Raw genomic sequence first — 15,498 nt, 5'->3', positions numbered from 1 at the left:
TTTCTCCTGCCGTCTCGTTCTCCTGCCGGCGCGCGCGGTGCCGGCCTCAGCCGGCCAGGCAGGACGGGCCGAGGAGCACCTTCAGGTCGCCGAACAGGGCCGGGTCGGGCTTGACCCGGTGCCGGTCCAGGCGCAGCACGGTGGTCTTGCGCGGGCCCTGGAGCATGATGCGGACCTCGCTGTCGCCCTTGTGGTGGCTGAGGATCTCGCCGAGGCGGCTGACCATGGGCGGGGTGACCCGGGTGGCCGGGATGGTGAGCACCACGGGCGCGTTGGCACCGACGTTGGACAGGTCCGGGACCATCAGCTCCATGGCGACGAGCCGGGGCACGTCCTCCCGCTTGTCGAGCCGGCCCTTGACGAACACGACGGCGTCCTCGACGAGTTGGGTCGACACCAGCTGGTAGGTGGCCGGGAAGAACATGCACTCGATGGAGCCCGCGAGGTCCTCCACGGTGGCGATGGCCCAGGCGTTGCCCTGCTTGGTCATCTTGCGCTGGAGGCCGGAGATGATGCCGCCGATGGTGACCACCGCGCCGTCGGCGTGCTCGCCGCCGGTGAGCTGGGCGATGCCGGCGTCCGCCTTGTCGGCGAGGACGTGCTCCAGGCCGAAGAGGGGGTGGTCGGAGACGTACAGACCGAGCATCTCCCGCTCCTGGGCGAGCAGGTAGGTCTTGTCCCACTCGTCGGCGGAGAACTCCACGTCGAGTCCGAAGCCGGGCTCGTCGCTGGTCTCCTCGCCCATGCCGCCGAAGAGGTCGAACTGGCCCTCGGCCTCCTTGCGCTTGACCGCGACCACGTTGTCGATCATCGGCTCGTACTGGGCCATGAGCCCCTTGCGGGTGTGGCCCATGGAGTCGAAGGCGCCGGCCTTGATCAGCGATTCGGTGGTGCGCTTGTTGCAGACCACCGCCTCGACCTTGTCGAGGTAGTCGGGGAAGGAGGTGTACTTCCCCTTCGCCTTGCGGCACTTGATGATCGACTCGACGACGTTGGTGCCGACGTTGCGGACGGCGGACAGGCCGAAGAGGATCACGTCGTCGCCCTGGGCGGCGAAGTTCGCCTCCGACTCGTTGACGTTCGGCGGGAGCACCCGGATGCCCATGCGGCGGCACTCGTTCAGATAGACCGCCGACTTGTCCTTGTCGTCCTTGACGGAGGTGAGCAGGGCGGCCATGTACTCGGCGGGGTGGTTCGCCTTCAGGTACGCCGTCCAGTACGACACCAGGCCGTACGCGGCCGAGTGGGCCTTGTTGAACGCGTAGCCGGCGAACGGGACCAGCACGTCCCACAGCGCCTGGATGGCCTCGTCGCTGTAGCCGTTCTTGCGGGCGCCGGCCTGGAAGATGACGAAGTTCTTCTCCAGTTCCTCCGGCTTCTTCTTGCCCATCACGCGGCGGAGGATGTCGGCCTCGCCGAGCGAGTAGCCGGCGATGATCTGGGCGGCCTTCTGCACCTGCTCCTGGTAGACGATCAGGCCGTAGGTGACGTCCAGGACCTCCTTGAGCGGCTCCTCCAGCTCGGGGTGGATCGGCGTGATCTCCTGCTGCCCGTTCTTGCGCAGCGCGTAGTTCGTGTGCGAGTTCATGCCCATCGGGCCCGGCCGGTACAGGGCCGAGACGGCGGAGATGTCCTCGAAGTTGTCCGGCTTCATCAGCCGGAGCAGGGACCGCATGGGGCCGCCGTCGAACTGGAAGACGCCGAGGGTGTCGCCGCGCTGGAGCAGGTCGAAGGTCGTCGGGTCGTCCAGCGGCAGGGACAGCAGGTCGATGTCGAGGCCCTTGTTGGCCTTCACCATCTTGACCGCGTCGTCCATGATCGTGAGGTTGCGCAGGCCCAGGAAGTCCATCTTCAGCAGGCCGAGCGACTCACAGCTCGGGTAGTCCCACTGGGTGATGGTCACGCCGTCGGTGTGCCTCACCCACACCGGGACGTGCTCGGTGATGGTCTCGCTGGACATGATCACGCCGGCGGCGTGCACGCCCATCTGCCGCACCAGGCCCTCCACACCGCGCGCGGTGTCGATGACCTTCTTCACGTCCGGCTCGTTCTCGTACATCGCGCGGACCTCGCCGGCCTCGCTGTAGCGCGGGTGGCTGGGGTCGGTGATGCCGGACAGCGGGATGCCCTTGCCGAGGACGTCGGCGGGCATGGCCTTGGTGATGCGGTCGCCCATCGCGTACGGGTAGCCCAGCACGCGCGCGGAGTCCTTGATCGCGTTCTTGGCCTTGATGGTGCCGTAGGTGCCGATCATGGCGACCTTGTCGGCGCCGTACTTCTCGGTCACGTACCGGATCACCTCGACGCGCCGGCGCTCGTCGAAGTCGATGTCGACATCGGGCATCGAGATGCGCTCGGGGTTGAGGAACCGCTCGAAGATCAGGCCGTGCGGAATCGGGTCGAGGTCGGTGATGCCGAGGGCGTAGGCGACGATCGAGCCGGCCGCGGAGCCACGGCCGGGGCCGACCGCGATGCCCTGCTTCTTGGCCCACATGATGAAGTCGGCGACCACGAGGAAGTAGCCCGGGAAGCCCATCGAGATGATCGTGTCCATCTCGTACTCGGCCTGCTTCTGGCGGTCCTCGGGGACGCCGCCCGGGTAGCGGCGCTCCATGCCGCGGCGGACCTCCTCCTTGAACCAGGTGACCTCGGTGTAGCCCTCGGGGATGTCGAACTTGGGCATGAGGTCGCGCTTCTCGAACATGCCGTCGGTGTCCACCATCTCGGCGATGAGGAGCGTGTTGGCGCAGCCCTCCTGCCAGGCGTCCGAGGAGTCGATGGCGTACATCTCGTCCGTGGACTTCAGGTAGTAACCGGTGCCGTCGAACTTGAAGCGGTCGGGGTCGGAGAGGTTCTTGCCGGTCTGGATGCACAGCAGGGCGTCGTGGGCGCCGGCCTCGTGCGCGTAGGTGTAGTGCGAGTCGTTGGTGACCAGCGGGGGGATGCCGAGCTTCCTGCCGATCTCCAGCAGGCCGTCGCGGACCCGGCGCTCGATCTCGATGCCGTGGTCCATCAGCTCCAGGAAGTACTTGTCCTTGCCGAAGATGTCCTGGTATTCGGCGGCGGCCTTCAGGGCCTCGTCGAAGTGGCCGAGGCGCAGCCGGGTCTGCACCTCGCCGGAGGGGCAGCCGGTGGAGGCGACGATGCCCTCGGACCACTTGGCGATGGTCTCCTTGTCCATCCGGGGCCACTTCTGCAGCCAGCCCTCGGCGTAGGCGTCGGAGGAGAGCCGGAAGAGGTTGTGCAGGCCGGTCTTGTTCACCGCCCACATCGTCTTGTGGGTGTAACCGCCGGAACCGGAGACGTCGTCCCGCTTCTGGTGCGGCTGGCCCCAGAGGATCTTGCGCTTGTTGCGCCGGGACTCGGGAGCGACATACGCCTCGATCCCGATGATCGGGGTGATTCCGGCCTTCTTCGCGGAGTGGAAGAAGTCGTACGCGCCGTGCAGGTTGCCGTGGTCGGACATGGCGATGTGCGTCATGCCCATCTCATTGCAGGCATTGAACATGTCCTTCAGCCGCGCGGCACCGTCCAGCAGCGAGTACTGGGTGTGGACGTGCAGGTGCGTGAAGGGCGGCTTCGACACGGTTGAGCCTCCGGGGAAACACTGGGCGACGGTCTGGCGGACAGTTCTGGGGTCAGCGTCGAAGTCTATGCCTCGCCACCGACAGCCGGCGGGCACCTGCGCGTACCGTCGTGCGTTGGAGACGGCAGAAACGCTGTCGTACGCATGCACCAGGAGGCACCCCGCGATGTCGGTCCCCCAGCTCGACGAGGAGCAGCGCGGCGAGGAGATCCTCGCCGTCTTCGACACCGCCTTCGGCCGGCTCCTGGCCGCCGACCCGGCCGCGTTCCGGGTGAAGTTCCGGAAGATGGCGGCCTCGGCCTTCGCGTTCTACCGGGGCACGGCGTGCCTCTTCTACCACGACCTCGCCGCCGGCAGGCGCGGCGGACCGTACCTGGACGAGCGCACCTCGCGCGTGTGGATCCACGGCGACCTGCACGCGGAGAACTTCGGCACGTACATGGATTCGAACGGCCGGCTGGTCTTCAACGTCAACGACTTCGACGAGGCCTACGTCGGCCCCTTCACCTGGGACCTCGAGCGCTTCGCGGCGTCCGTCGCGCTGATCGGATACGCGAAGGCGCTCAGCGACGCGCAGATCACCGAGCTGGTGACGGTCTACGCACAGGCGTACCGGGAGCGGATCCACGCCCTGGCCACGGGCGCCAAGCGGGACGAGGTGCCGCCGTTCACGCTGGACACCGCGCAGGGTCCGCTGCTGGACGCGCTGCGTGACGCCCGCTCGATGACCCGGTTCGGGCTGCTGGAGTCGATGACGGAGATCCGCGACTTCGAGCGCCGCTTCGCCGCGGGCGGCGGCTCCATCGAGCTGGACGCGGCCACCCGCTACAAGGTCCTGGCGGCCTTCGACGGCTATCTGGAGACCCTGCCGGACTCCTCCCTGGCCCGGCCCGACTCCTACCGGGTGAAGGACGTGGTGGGCCGCCGGGGCATCGGCATCGGCTCGGCGGGCCTGCCGTCGTACAACATCCTCCTGGAGGGCCACAGCGACGCCCTGGAGAACGATGTGGTGATCTACATCAAGCAGGCGCAGACCCCGGCCGTCTCCCGGCACATCACGGATCCGGCCGTCGCCGGGTACTTCCTGCACGAGGGCCACCGCACGGTGATCTCCCAGCGCGCCCTCCAGGCGCACGCCGACCCGTGGCTGGGCTGGACCGAGCTGGACGGCGCGGGCCAGCTGGTCGCCGAGGTCTCGCCGTACGCGGTGGACCTGGACTGGGGCGACATCGACGACCCGGAGGAGATCGCGGCCGTCGTCGCCGACCTGGGCCGGGCCACCGCCACCATGCACGCGGCGGCGGACGACACCTCGGGCGAGTCCCTGGTGCCGTTCTCCACCGAGCGGGCCATCGACGCGGCGATCGCGGCCGACGAGGAGGGCTTCGCGCCCCTGCTGGTGGACTTCGCGCACGGTTACGGCGCACGCGCGCGTGCCGATCACCAGATCTTCGTGGACCTGTTCCGCAACGGCCGGATCCCGGGGCTGTGACCTTCGCGATTCACAGGCACCCTTTAGGGGTCCCTTACTCGCGGTCGTGACACACTCTCCTTTCGCTATGGACATATCCGGGACCCAGCTCAGAGCCGTGCGCGCGGCGCTGTTCACGGCCTTCGCCGTGACGCTCGGCAGCGCGTCGCACGTGCTGCTGTCCCGTGCCCCGCTGCCGGCGGCGACCGTGTCCGCGGTCGCCGCCGGGGTGTTCCTCACCGCGTACGCGCTGGCGGGCCGCGAGCGCGGCTTCGGCCGGATCGCGGCGCTGCTGGTCCCGCTGGAGCTGACCGCCGACACGGTGTTCACCACCGGTCAGCACGCCTGCTACGGCCGGGCGGGCGGTCCGGTCGCCGGCCCGCTGCGCGCGGTCGGCCTGGACGTGCTGTGCGCGGGCCCCGTGGGTTCCCCGCTGGCCCGGATGGCCGGCGGGTCCGACCGGGCGGGCGAGCTGTTCGCGCACGCCGGTCCGGGCGCCTCCTGGCTGCTGCTGGCCGCGCACGTCGGCGTGGGCCTGCTCGCCGCGGCCTGGCTGCGCCGGGGCGAGCGGGCGCTGGCCGGGCTGGTGCGGGCGGTCTCCGCCACCACCTTCCGGCCGCTGCTGCTGGCGGTGGCCGCGGTCGCCGTACGGCCGCTGCCGGTCCGCCGGCCGCCCCGGCCGGCCCCGCGCCGCGCCGCCGCCCGCGACCTGCTCCTCGCACACTCCCTGGGACGGCGTGGGCCGCCGTGCTCCCGCCCCGCCCGGTCCGCCCTCGCCTGAGCCGTCGGCTCGCGCGCGGCGGACGGCACCGGGCACGTCAGTCCCCACACGTATCGCGCGTACGACAGGTGCGCGCCTCCCAGGGAGATCACCACGATGAGCAAGCGGAACAGCCAGGCGGCGAAGACGGCGGCCCGGGAGCGGCTGCGCGAGGAGCGGGAGCGGCAGGCCAGGCGCGACAAGGTCAGGCGGCAGCTGATCGTGGCCGGCTCGGTCGTCGCCGTGCTGGCCGCGGCCGGCGGCATCGGCTACGCCGTCGTCCAGGCCAACAAGCCCGCCTACTGGGAGAAGGCGAAGGACGCCGAGCTGGTCAAGCCGGCCCACACCGCCGGCAAGGACGGCACGACGGTCCTGGTCGGCAAGAGCACCGCCAAGAAGACCCTGGTGATGTACGAGGACCCGCGCTGCCCGGTCTGCGCCTCCTTCGAGCAGGTGGTCGGCCCGACCGTCAAGAAGGACCTCGACGCAGGCAAGTTCAAGATCCAGTTCGTCGGTGCCACCTTCCTCGACAAGGGCTTCGGCGGCGAGGGCTCGAAGAACGCGCTGAGCGCCCTGGGCGCCGCGCTGAACGTCAGCCCGGAGGCGTTCCTGGAGTACAAGACCGCGCTCTACGCCAAGAAGTGGCACCCGGAGGAGCGGGACGACAAGTTCAAGGACGACTCCTACCTGATCGAGATCGCCGACACGGTCCCCGCCCTGAAGGGCAACGCGAAGTTCCAGAAGGACGTCAAGGGCGGCACCTTCGACCGGTGGGCGCTGGAGGAGTCCAAGGTCTTCGACAAGGACGGCATCGAGGGCACCCCGACCCTGAAGATGGACGGCAAGACCCTGACGGGCGCCGACGGCAAGAACGCGCCGATGACCGTCGAGGAGTTCGACACCGCGCTGGAGGCGGCCCTCAAGGGCTGACGACGACACGCCGAACTGCGGGCGAACTTTCGCGAGTTCGCCCGCCTGCGCGCATACCGATCAGTAACCTGATCGGTCGTGACCAGTCGATACAGATCAGCCGGGGCCGCACAGGACCCCGGCTCGCTTCCGCCCCGCCGCCGTACGGTCGTCAAGGCCGCGGCGGCGTCCGCCGTGCTGGCCGGCCCGCTGGCCGCCGCCCTGCCGGCCCGCGCCGCCACCGGCGCCCCCGCCTTCCTGCACGGCGTCGCCTCCGGTGACCCGCTGCCCGACGGAGTGCTGCTGTGGACCCGGGTGACCCCGGTCCCGGAGGCGATACCCGGCTCCGGGCTCGGCCCGGACACCGAGGTGGGCTGGGTCGTCGCCCGCGACAGGGCGCTGACGGACGTCGTCGCCAAGGGCTCCGTCACCGCCACGGCCGCCTCCGACCACACCGTCAAGGCCGACGTCCGGGGCCTCGCCCCGGCCACCGACTACTGGTTCCGCTTCTCCGCCGGCGGCACCGACTCCCCGGTGGCGCGCACCCGCACCGCGCCGGCGGCGGACGCCGACGTCTCCTCCCTGCGCTTCGGCGTGGTCTCCTGCGCCAACTGGGAGGCCGGGTACTTCTCCGCGTACCGCCATCTCGCCGCCCGCGGCGACCTGGACGCCTGGCTGCACCTGGGCGACTACATCTACGAGTACGAGTCCGGCGAGTACGCCGCCCGGGGCAAGGTGGTCCGCCCGCACGCGCCGGCGAACGAGATCCTCACCCTCGCCGACTACCGGATCCGGCACGCGAAGTACAAGACCGACCCCGACCTCCAGGCCCTGCACGTGACGGCGCCGGTCATCGCGATCTGGGACGACCACGAGTTCGCCGACAACGCCTGGCCGGGCGGCGCGGTCAACCACACCGAGGGCGCCGAGGGCAGCTGGGCGGCCCGGCAGGCCGCCGCCAAGCAGGCCTACTTCGAGTGGATGCCGGTCCGCCCGGCCCTCGCCGGCACCACCTACCGGCGGCTGCGCTTCGGCAGGCTCGCCGATCTGTCCCTGCTGGACCTGCGCTCCTTCCGCTCCCAGCAGGCGTCCACGGCGAGCGGCGCGGTGGACGACCCGGACCGCACGCTCACCGGCCGCGCCCAGCTCGACTGGCTCAAGGCCGGTCTGCGGGCCTCCGACACGAGGTGGCGGCTGGTCGGCAACTCGGTGATGATCTCGCCGTTCGCGATCGGCTCGCTCTCCGCCGACCTGCTGAAGCCGCTCGCCAAGCTGCTCGGCCTGCCGCAGGAGGGCATCGCCCTCAACACCGACCAGTGGGACGGCTACACCGACGACCGCCGCGAACTCCTGGCCCACCTGCGGTCCAACGCCATCACCAACACCGTGTTCCTGACCGGTGACATCCACATGGCGTGGGCCAACGACGTGCCGGTGGACGCGGGCACCTACCCGCTCACGCCGTCGGCGGCCACCGAGTTCGTGGTGACCTCGGTGAACTCCGACAACCTGGACGACATCGTCAAGGTGCCCGAGGGCACGGTCTCCGCGGTCGCCGCCCCGGTCATCAAGGCCGCCAACCGGCACGTCCACTGGGTCGACACGGACCGGCACGGCTACGGCGTGCTCGACCTCACCCCCGAGCGGGCGCAGATGGACTACTACGTCCTGTCCGACCGCACCGCCCCGGACGCCCGCTCCACCTGGGCGCGCTCCTACCGCACCCGCAGCGGCACCCAGAAGGTCGAGCGGACCTACGACCCGGTGTGATCCCTCACCCGAGCGACTCGAGGAAGCCGAGCGCCACCCGCCAGGTGGCCTCGGCGGCCTCCGCGTCGTAGTCCGGCAGCCCGGGGTCGGTGTAGAGGTGGCCGGCCCCGGCGTACCGGTAGACCTCCACCTCGGCGCCGGTGCGGCCCATCTGCAGGTACCAGGCGCTCAGCCAGTCGTCCGGCTCGAACGGGTCGGGTTCGGCGACGTGCAGCTGCACCGGCAACTCGTCCACGTGCGCGTTCGGCGCGATGTCGGAGGTTCCGTGCAGGAGCAGCAGCCCGCGCGCCTTGTCGTCGCCGAGGGCGAGGGTCTGGGCGACGGAGGCGCCGAGCGAGAACCCGGCGTAGACCAGCCCGCGGTCGGAGTATGGCGCCGCCGCCAGCACGGCCCGCTTCAGCAGTTCCTCCTTGCCGATCCCCTCGTTGAACTTCATGCCGTCCTCGACGTCGTCGAACGTGCGCCCCTCGAAGAGGTCCGGCGTCCACACCTCGTGGCCCGCCGCGCGCAGCCGGTCCGCGGCCTCGCGCACCGCGGGCCGGAGCCCGTAGGTCGAGTGAAAGAGCATGATGTTCATGAGGCCATGGTGCCAGCCGGGCCCGCCGGGGGCGCGGCGCGGCCCTACCCACACGCGTTCGGAAGACACATGTTCATGAACGTCGATGCCGGTTACGTTCCCAGGCATGGAGACCCTGCTCCGCCCCGTGATCGTGGTCGGTGGTGCCGTCGTGCTGACCTTGCTGGTCGGCTGGGCCACTGACCTGCTGCTGCGCAAGGCCGACGAGAGCCGTGGCGACACCCCGCTGTGGGACCTGCTGCGGCGCGGCCGCGTTCCCTACCAGCTGGTGTTGTGCGCGGCCCTGCTCAGAGGCTCGTACGACCAGGCCGCCCTGCTCCAGGAGCACCGCACCGGCGTCGGCCGGACGCTGACCCTGGTGCTGATCGGCGCGGCGGCCTGGCTGGTGATCAGGATCGCGGCGGCCATCGTCGAATCGACGTACACCCGCTACGCGCGCGCCCACCACGATCCCGCCCGGGTCCGCCGGGTGCGCACCCAGGTGACGCTGATCATGCGCGTGGTGTCGGCGATCGTCGGGGTGGTCGCCGTGGCGGCGATGCTGCTGACGTTCCCGGCGATGCGCGCGGCCGGCGCCTCGCTGCTGGCCTCCGCCGGTGTCCTCGGCATCGTGGCCGGTGTCGCCGCCCAGTCCACGCTGTCGAACATGTTCGCCGGGCTGCAGATCGCCTTCGGTGACATGGTCCGCATCGGCGACACGGTCGTGGTGGACGGCGAGTGGGGCACGGTCGAGGAGATCACTCTGACCTTCCTGACGGTGCGGACCTGGGACGAGCGCCGGATCACCATGCCGGTGTCGTACTTCACCTCCAAACCGTTCGAGAACTGGTCCCGGGGCACCCCGCAGATGACCGGGATCGTCTACTGGCACCTGGACCACAGCGCGCCGGTGGAGGAGATGCGCGAGAAGCTGCGGGACATCCTGCGCGCCTGTCCGGCCTGGGACGGCCGCGCCTACAGTCTCCAGGTGACGGACACCACGCCCACCACCATGCAGGTGCGGGCCCTGGTGACGGCGAAGGACGCGGACGACATCTGGACGGTCCGGGTCGCGGTCCGGGAGCAGATGATCACCTGGCTGACCGAGGAGCACTCCTACGCGCTGCCCCGGGTGAACACCGCCGGCGCGGTCCTCCCGCCGCACCAGGCGTCCTCCCCCGAGGGCACCTCCTTCCGCAAGGCCTACGAGTTCCCGCGCACCGGCCGCGGCTGAGCGGAGGTCAGCGCAGACTGCGTACGTCGAGATGGCGCAGGACCCGGTCCACGATCTCCGGGTCCGCGCCGGGCTCGCTCCGCGCGGCCAGCACCTCGTGCCGCGCGGCGCTCAGCATCTCGTTCTGGATGCGCCGCACCCGTTTGATCCGCTTGACCCGCTGGAGCTGGGCCTCGCGCCGCTCCTCCTCCCCCATGTCCGGGCTGATCCGGATGCCGATCTCGAAGGCGCGCCGCAGCATCTGCTCGGACAGTTCCTCGGGCAGCTCCTCCACCTGCTCGATCTCCCGCAGCCGCCGCTTGGCCGCCTTCGCGGCCCGTACCGCCAGGTCCTTCTCGAACTCCTTCTCCCGCGCGGAGTCGGCCCGCACGCCGAGCCGCCGCACCAGCCAGGGCAGGGTCAGCCCCTGCACCACCAGGGTGGCGACGATCACCCCGAAGGCGATGAAGACGATCTCGTCCCGGTCGGGGAAGGGCGAGCCGTCGTCGGTGCGCAGCGGCACGGCCAGCGCCAGCGCCACCGAGGCCACCCCGCGCATCCCGGCCCACCACATGACGACGGTCTCCCGCCAGCTCACCGGGATCTCCTCGTCGTAGTCCCGGCGGGCGTGCAGCCGTTTGGTCAGCCAGGTCGCCGGCAGCAGCCACAGCAGCCGGACGACGACCACCACGCCGACGACGGCCGCCGCCCAGCCGAGCATCTCGGCCCACCGGCCCTGGGCCGTGCGGATGGCGTTGTGCAGCTCCAGGCCGATGAGCCCGAAGGCGACGCCGGTGACGAGGGTGTCGGTGATGTCCCAGAAGGTGTGCCCGGCGAGCCGGGTCAGCACGTCGTCGGCGTCGGTGGCGTACTCGGCGAGGAAGAGGGCGGTGGTGAGCACGGCGAGCACCCCGGAGCCGTGCAGCCGCTCCGCGAGCACGTAGGCGGCGTAGGGCACCAGCAGGGTCATGCCGATCTGGAGCGTCGGATCGCCCAGCAGGCCCATCAGCTTGTTCGCGCCCCAGCCCAGCACCAGTCCCACGGCCACCGCGACGACGGCGGACAGCACCAGGTCCAGCCCCGCCTGCCAGGCCGAGAACGTGCCGCTGACGGCGGCGGCGATCGCCACGTGGTACAGGACGATGGCCGTGACGTCGTTGAACAGCCCCTCGCCCTCCAGGATGGACACCAGCCGGCGCGGCAGCCCGAGCTGTCCGGCGACGCTGGTCGCGGCGACCGGGTCGGGCGGGGCGATCAGGGCGCCGAGGGCGACGGCTGCGGCGAACGGCAGTCCGGGCACGATCTGGTGGGCGACGAACGCCACGCTCACCATCGTCACGAACACCAGGGCGACGGCCAGCAGGAAGATCGGGCGGACGTTGGCCGCGAACTGCCGCCAGGAGGTGCGGCGGACGGCGGCGTAGAGCAGCGGGGGCAGCAGCGCGGGCAGGATCAGCTCGGGCGGGATGTCCACGTTGGGCACGAAATCAGCGACGGCCAGGGCCCCGCCGAACAGGGTCATCAGTACCGGCGACGGCATCCCCAGCCGGTCGCCCAGCGGGACGCTCACCAGGGCCCCGAGCAGCAGTACGAACAACAGAGCCAGCTGGTCCACGGACGGCGCTCCGGGGGTCGACGATCACACGGCCGGATTCCAGTCTGCCATCGCGACCTGCGGATTCCGCACGACGTACCCGCGCGGCCGGCGCCCCTCGGCATCCCGCCGGGCCGGGAGGGCCGGTTCTCAGAGGGACCGGCGCATCGCCCGGTGCGGTATGCCGGCGTCCGGGAACTGCGGGCCGTACGCCGTGTAGCCCAGGCGTTCGTAGAAACCCAGGGCCTGGGTCTGCGCGTGCAGGTCCACCGCCGCGAGGCCGCGCGCGCGTGCCGCGTCCTCGATGGCACGCACCAGGGCCGCGCCGACACCGAGCCCGCGCGCCGCCCGCAGGACGGCGAGCCGGCCCAGCGAGCCGACGGAGGCGTCCGCACCGGTCTTCTGCGCGGCCGCCGCGCCGTGCAGCAGCCGGCCGGTGCCCAGCGGCCGGCCGTCCTCGTGGACCGCCAGCACATGCACGGCCACGGCGTCGTGGGCGTCGTACTCGATGTCCTCCGCGACGCCCTGTTCGACCACGAAGACCTCCTTGCGCACCGCGAAGCAGGCCTCGCGGTCGGCGGGGTCCTCGGCGATCCGGACGGTGCAGCGCGGGCTCACGCCCATGTCTCCTCCCGGACCTGGTCGAGGGCCTTCTGGAGGTCCTCGGGGTAGTCGCTCTCGAACTCGGCCCAGCGGCCGTCGCCGGGGTGCTCGAAGCCGAGGCGGACGGCGTGCAGCCACTGGCGGGTCAGGCCCAGCCGCTTGGCGAGGGTCGGGTCGGCGCCGTAGGTGAGGTCGCCGACGCACGGGTGGCGGTGGGCGGCCATGTGGACGCGGATCTGGTGGGTACGGCCCGTCTCCAGCTTCACGTCCAGCAGGGAGGCGGCGCGGAATGCCTCGATCAGGTCGTAGTGGGTCACCGACGGCTTGCCCTCGGCCGTGACCGCCCACTTGTAGTCGTGGTTCGGGTGGCGGCCGATGGGAGCGTCGATGGTGCCGCTCGTGGGGTCCGGGTGGCCCTGGACCAGCGTGTGGTAGCGCTTGTCGACCGTGCGCTCCTTGAACTGGCGCTTGAGCGACGTGTACGCGTACTCCGACTTGGCGACCACCATCAGGCCCGAGGTGCCCACGTCCAGACGGTGCACGATGCCCTGGCGCTCGGCGGCGCCGGAGGTGGAGATCCGGTACCCGGCGGCGGCGAGGCCGCCGATGACGGTCGGGCCGGACCAGCCGGGCGACGGGTGCGCGGCCACGCCGACCGGCTTGACGATCACGACCACGTCATCGTCGTCGTGCACGATCTCCATGCCCTCGACCGGCTCGGCGACCACCTGGACCGGCGCGGGCGCCTGCGGCATCTCGACCTCCAGCCAGGCGCCGCCGCGCACCCGCTCGGACTTGCCGACCACCGCGCCGTCGACCTGGACCTTGCCGGCCGCGGCCAGCTCCGCCGCCTTCGTGCGGGAGAAGCCGAACATGCGGGAGATGGCGGCGTCGACGCGCTCGCCCTCCAGGCCGTCGGGCACGGGCAGGGTGCGGATCTCGGGAATCGTGCTCACCCGTCGAGTATGCCGGACGGGCCGCGCGGCACCGAACGAGCCTGTGGACAACTTCCCTGCCCGAGGCCCTGACCTCAGTCTTTGTGGACCGTGCCGTCCGGGTCCAGGCCGTAGAAGGACAGCACCACGATCAGGATGCCGCCGCACACGATCGCCGAGTCGGCGAGGTTGAACACCGCGAACCCCTTGGGCGCGATGAAGTCCACCACCGCTCCCTCGAAGACGCCGGGCGTCCGGAAGATCCGGTCGGTGAGGTTGCCGAGCGCGCCGCCGAGCAGCAGGCCGAGCGCGACCGCCCAGGGGAAGCTGTACAGCTTGCGGGCCAGCCGGACGATCACCACGATCACGATCGCGGCGATCAGCGAGAAGATCACCGTGAAGGCCGCGCCGAAGCTGAAGGCGGCGCCGGGGTTGCGGATGACGTGCAGTTCCAGCAGGTCCCCGACGACCCGGATCGGCGCGCGGCCCTCCAGCCGGGCGACGACGAGCATCTTGCTGATCAGATCGAGGGCGTACGCGAAGGCGGCCACCGAGAACAGCACGGCGATCCGGCGCCCGCGGCCGGGCTTGTGCGCCGCCGGGGTCCGCTGCCCGCTCGCGCCGTCCGTGCCGGTCTCCCCGGACGCACCGGCGGCCTCGGCGCCGGCGGCCGCACCGGCCGCCGCCGTCTGCTGGTGATCGTCGTCCGGGGTGTCCGGCGTACCGATGATGCGCTCCGCCTCTGCCACGTGAGTCCCTCAGCCTAGGTACCTGACTGGGCACGAGACTACGGCACGGCGGGGCGCCCTCAGGAGCGGCGTTCCTGCTTCTGCTTGCACTCCACGCACAGCGTCGCCCTCGGGAACGCCTGCATGCGGGCCTTGCCGATGGGATTGCCGCAGTTCTCGCACAGACCGTAGGTACCCGCGTCCAGCCGTTCCAGGGCGCGCTCGGTCTGGGTGAGCATCTCGCGCGCGTTGGCGGCCAGCGCCAGTTCGTGCTCGCGGGTGATGTTCTTGGTGCCGGTGTCGGCCTGGTCGTCGCCGGCGCCGTCCCCGGAGTCCCGCATCAGGCCGGCCAGGGAGGCCTCGGAGGAGCTGATCTCCGCCCGCAGCCGCTCCAGCTCGGACTGCAGCTCCGCGCGCGCCTCACCGGCCTCCTCGGGGGACCAGGGGTCCTCGCCGGGGCGCACCGCCAGTTCGCCGGGCTCCGCCGCGCCCGCGCGCGCCTTGGGGACGGCGGTCTGTTCCGCCGTGGCCGTGCCAGGAGTCTTCTTCGCAACCACCGTCGTGGCTCCCGTCTGCTTGGCGGCCCGCGCCGCGCCCGCTTTCTTGGCCGTGCTGTTGTGCGCCGTCTCCGTCACCGCGGCCTCCCCGGCGGCGGCCTCCCCGGGGACGGCGGTCCTGTCGGCGACGGTCTTCCCGGCGGCCGCCGCCGCGACGCCCGCCCTCTTCGCGCCCGCCTCCTTCGGGGCCTCCTTCTCCGTCGCCCCCTTCCCTGCGGTCACCTCCCCGGCGGCCGCCGTCATGGCGGGCGCCTCCCCGGCGGGCACCTTCTCGGCGGCGGACTTCGCCGCGACCGCGTCCGCACCCGCCGTCTTCTTCCCGGCCGCCTTCTTCCCGGCCGCCGCCTTCTTGCCGGCGACCGTCTTCTTGCCGGCGGCTGTCTTCTTGGTGATCGCCTTCTTCTCGGCACCCGCCGTCTTCTTCGCGACGGCCGTCCTGGTCCCGTCCGCCGCCTTCGTCCCGGCAGCCGCCTTCTTCGTGACCGCCGGCTTCTTCGCGGCCGTCTCGGCCGGGGCTGTCCTGGCCGGGGCCGTCCTCTTGGCGGCAGGCCGCGCGCCGGTCGTCGCGGTCGCCGGCTGCTGTACGGCGGTCTTCTTCGCCACCATGGCCGCGGCCCCTTCACATATTGTGATCTTGCTCGCGAATCGTGCTGGGACGATAAATCGACTTGGGTCCCGCGGCAACGGGGCACACCGCCCGATTCGCCCGCCCGCACCCCCCGAGGCCACGGGCCTGCATCCGTTGTGCCCAGCTCCCCGCCGGGTAATCCGCCGCCACCGGCCGGCCCGGACCGGTCCCGGCACCCCCTCGCCATT

General features: G+C 71.3%; 12 protein-coding genes. 5 read left to right on the top strand and 7 right to left on the bottom strand.

Translation table 11 applies throughout. The features are described 5' to 3' along the window. Positions 1-46: 46 nt before the first annotated feature. Positions 47-3,586, bottom strand: coding sequence for a DNA polymerase III subunit alpha (gene dnaE / locus AB0E62_RS11310; RefSeq protein ID WP_362191095.1), 3,540 nt, complete (start codon positions 3,584-3,586; stop codon positions 47-49). A 166-nt stretch (positions 3,587-3,752) separates the two neighbouring features. Between dnaE and AB0E62_RS11305 the strand changes: the two genes are divergently transcribed. The 4 genes from AB0E62_RS11305 (at position 3,753) to AB0E62_RS11290 (ending at position 8,496) form a co-directional block, all read left to right on the top strand. Next, positions 3,753-5,078 (top strand): DUF2252 domain-containing protein, encoded by a 1,326-nt coding sequence (locus tag AB0E62_RS11305; protein ID WP_362191093.1) that lies wholly within the window; start codon positions 3,753-3,755, stop codon positions 5,076-5,078. Positions 5,079-5,145: 67 nt separating this feature from the next. Continuing rightward, positions 5,146-5,838 carry a hypothetical protein gene (locus AB0E62_RS11300; protein WP_362191091.1) on the top strand — a complete coding sequence of 231 codons (693 nt, stop codon included), beginning with the start codon at positions 5,146-5,148 and terminating at the stop codon, positions 5,836-5,838. Positions 5,839-5,934: 96 nt separating this feature from the next. Then, complete coding sequence (locus tag AB0E62_RS11295) at positions 5,935-6,747, top strand: thioredoxin domain-containing protein (protein ID WP_362191089.1); 813 nt, start codon at positions 5,935-5,937, stop codon at positions 6,745-6,747. Positions 6,748-6,825: 78 nt separating this feature from the next. After that, a complete protein-coding gene (locus tag AB0E62_RS11290) occupies positions 6,826-8,496 on the top strand; it encodes an alkaline phosphatase D family protein (protein WP_362191087.1) in 1,671 nt (556 codons plus the stop codon). Positions 8,497-8,500: 4 nt separating this feature from the next. Here AB0E62_RS11290 and AB0E62_RS11285 read toward each other — a convergent pair whose 3' ends face one another. Next, positions 8,501-9,073, bottom strand: a complete 573-nt coding sequence (locus AB0E62_RS11285) for a dienelactone hydrolase family protein (protein WP_362191085.1) — start codon at positions 9,071-9,073, stop codon at positions 8,501-8,503. Between the two features lie 106 nt (positions 9,074-9,179). Between AB0E62_RS11285 and AB0E62_RS11280 the strand changes: the two genes are divergently transcribed. After that, positions 9,180-10,286 (top strand): mechanosensitive ion channel domain-containing protein, encoded by a 1,107-nt coding sequence (locus AB0E62_RS11280; RefSeq protein WP_362191083.1) that lies wholly within the window; start codon positions 9,180-9,182, stop codon positions 10,284-10,286. A gap of 7 nt (positions 10,287-10,293) precedes the next feature. On the opposite strand, the gene AB0E62_RS11275 is transcribed toward AB0E62_RS11280, so the two are convergent. From AB0E62_RS11275 to AB0E62_RS11255, 5 genes are all read right to left on the bottom strand, one after another. Then, positions 10,294-11,880, bottom strand: coding sequence for a Na+/H+ antiporter (locus tag AB0E62_RS11275; RefSeq protein ID WP_362191081.1), 1,587 nt, complete (start codon positions 11,878-11,880; stop codon positions 10,294-10,296). A gap of 129 nt (positions 11,881-12,009) precedes the next feature. Then, positions 12,010-12,483, bottom strand: a complete 474-nt coding sequence (locus tag AB0E62_RS11270; protein ID WP_362191079.1) for a GNAT family N-acetyltransferase — start codon at positions 12,481-12,483, stop codon at positions 12,010-12,012. Further along, positions 12,474-13,418, bottom strand: coding sequence for an RluA family pseudouridine synthase (locus AB0E62_RS11265; protein WP_362191077.1), 945 nt, complete (start codon positions 13,416-13,418; stop codon positions 12,474-12,476). The genes AB0E62_RS11270 and AB0E62_RS11265 overlap by 10 nt, the downstream gene beginning before the upstream one ends. A gap of 74 nt (positions 13,419-13,492) precedes the next feature. Continuing rightward, positions 13,493-14,146 carry a signal peptidase II gene (lspA, locus tag AB0E62_RS11260; protein WP_362191075.1) on the bottom strand — a complete coding sequence of 218 codons (654 nt, stop codon included), beginning with the start codon at positions 14,144-14,146 and terminating at the stop codon, positions 13,493-13,495. Positions 14,147-14,205: 59 nt separating this feature from the next. Next, positions 14,206-15,288, bottom strand: a complete 1,083-nt coding sequence (locus AB0E62_RS11255; protein ID WP_362191073.1) for a TraR/DksA C4-type zinc finger protein — start codon at positions 15,286-15,288, stop codon at positions 14,206-14,208. Positions 15,289-15,498: the final 210 nt, after the last annotated feature.

The sequence above is a fragment of the Streptomyces sp. NPDC038707 genome, from assembly GCF_040636485.1.
Lineage (GTDB): Bacteria > Actinomycetota > Actinomycetes > Streptomycetales > Streptomycetaceae > Streptomyces.
Note: the sequence above shows the minus strand (reverse complement) of the source record. Positions and strands in the feature narration are given on the sequence as shown.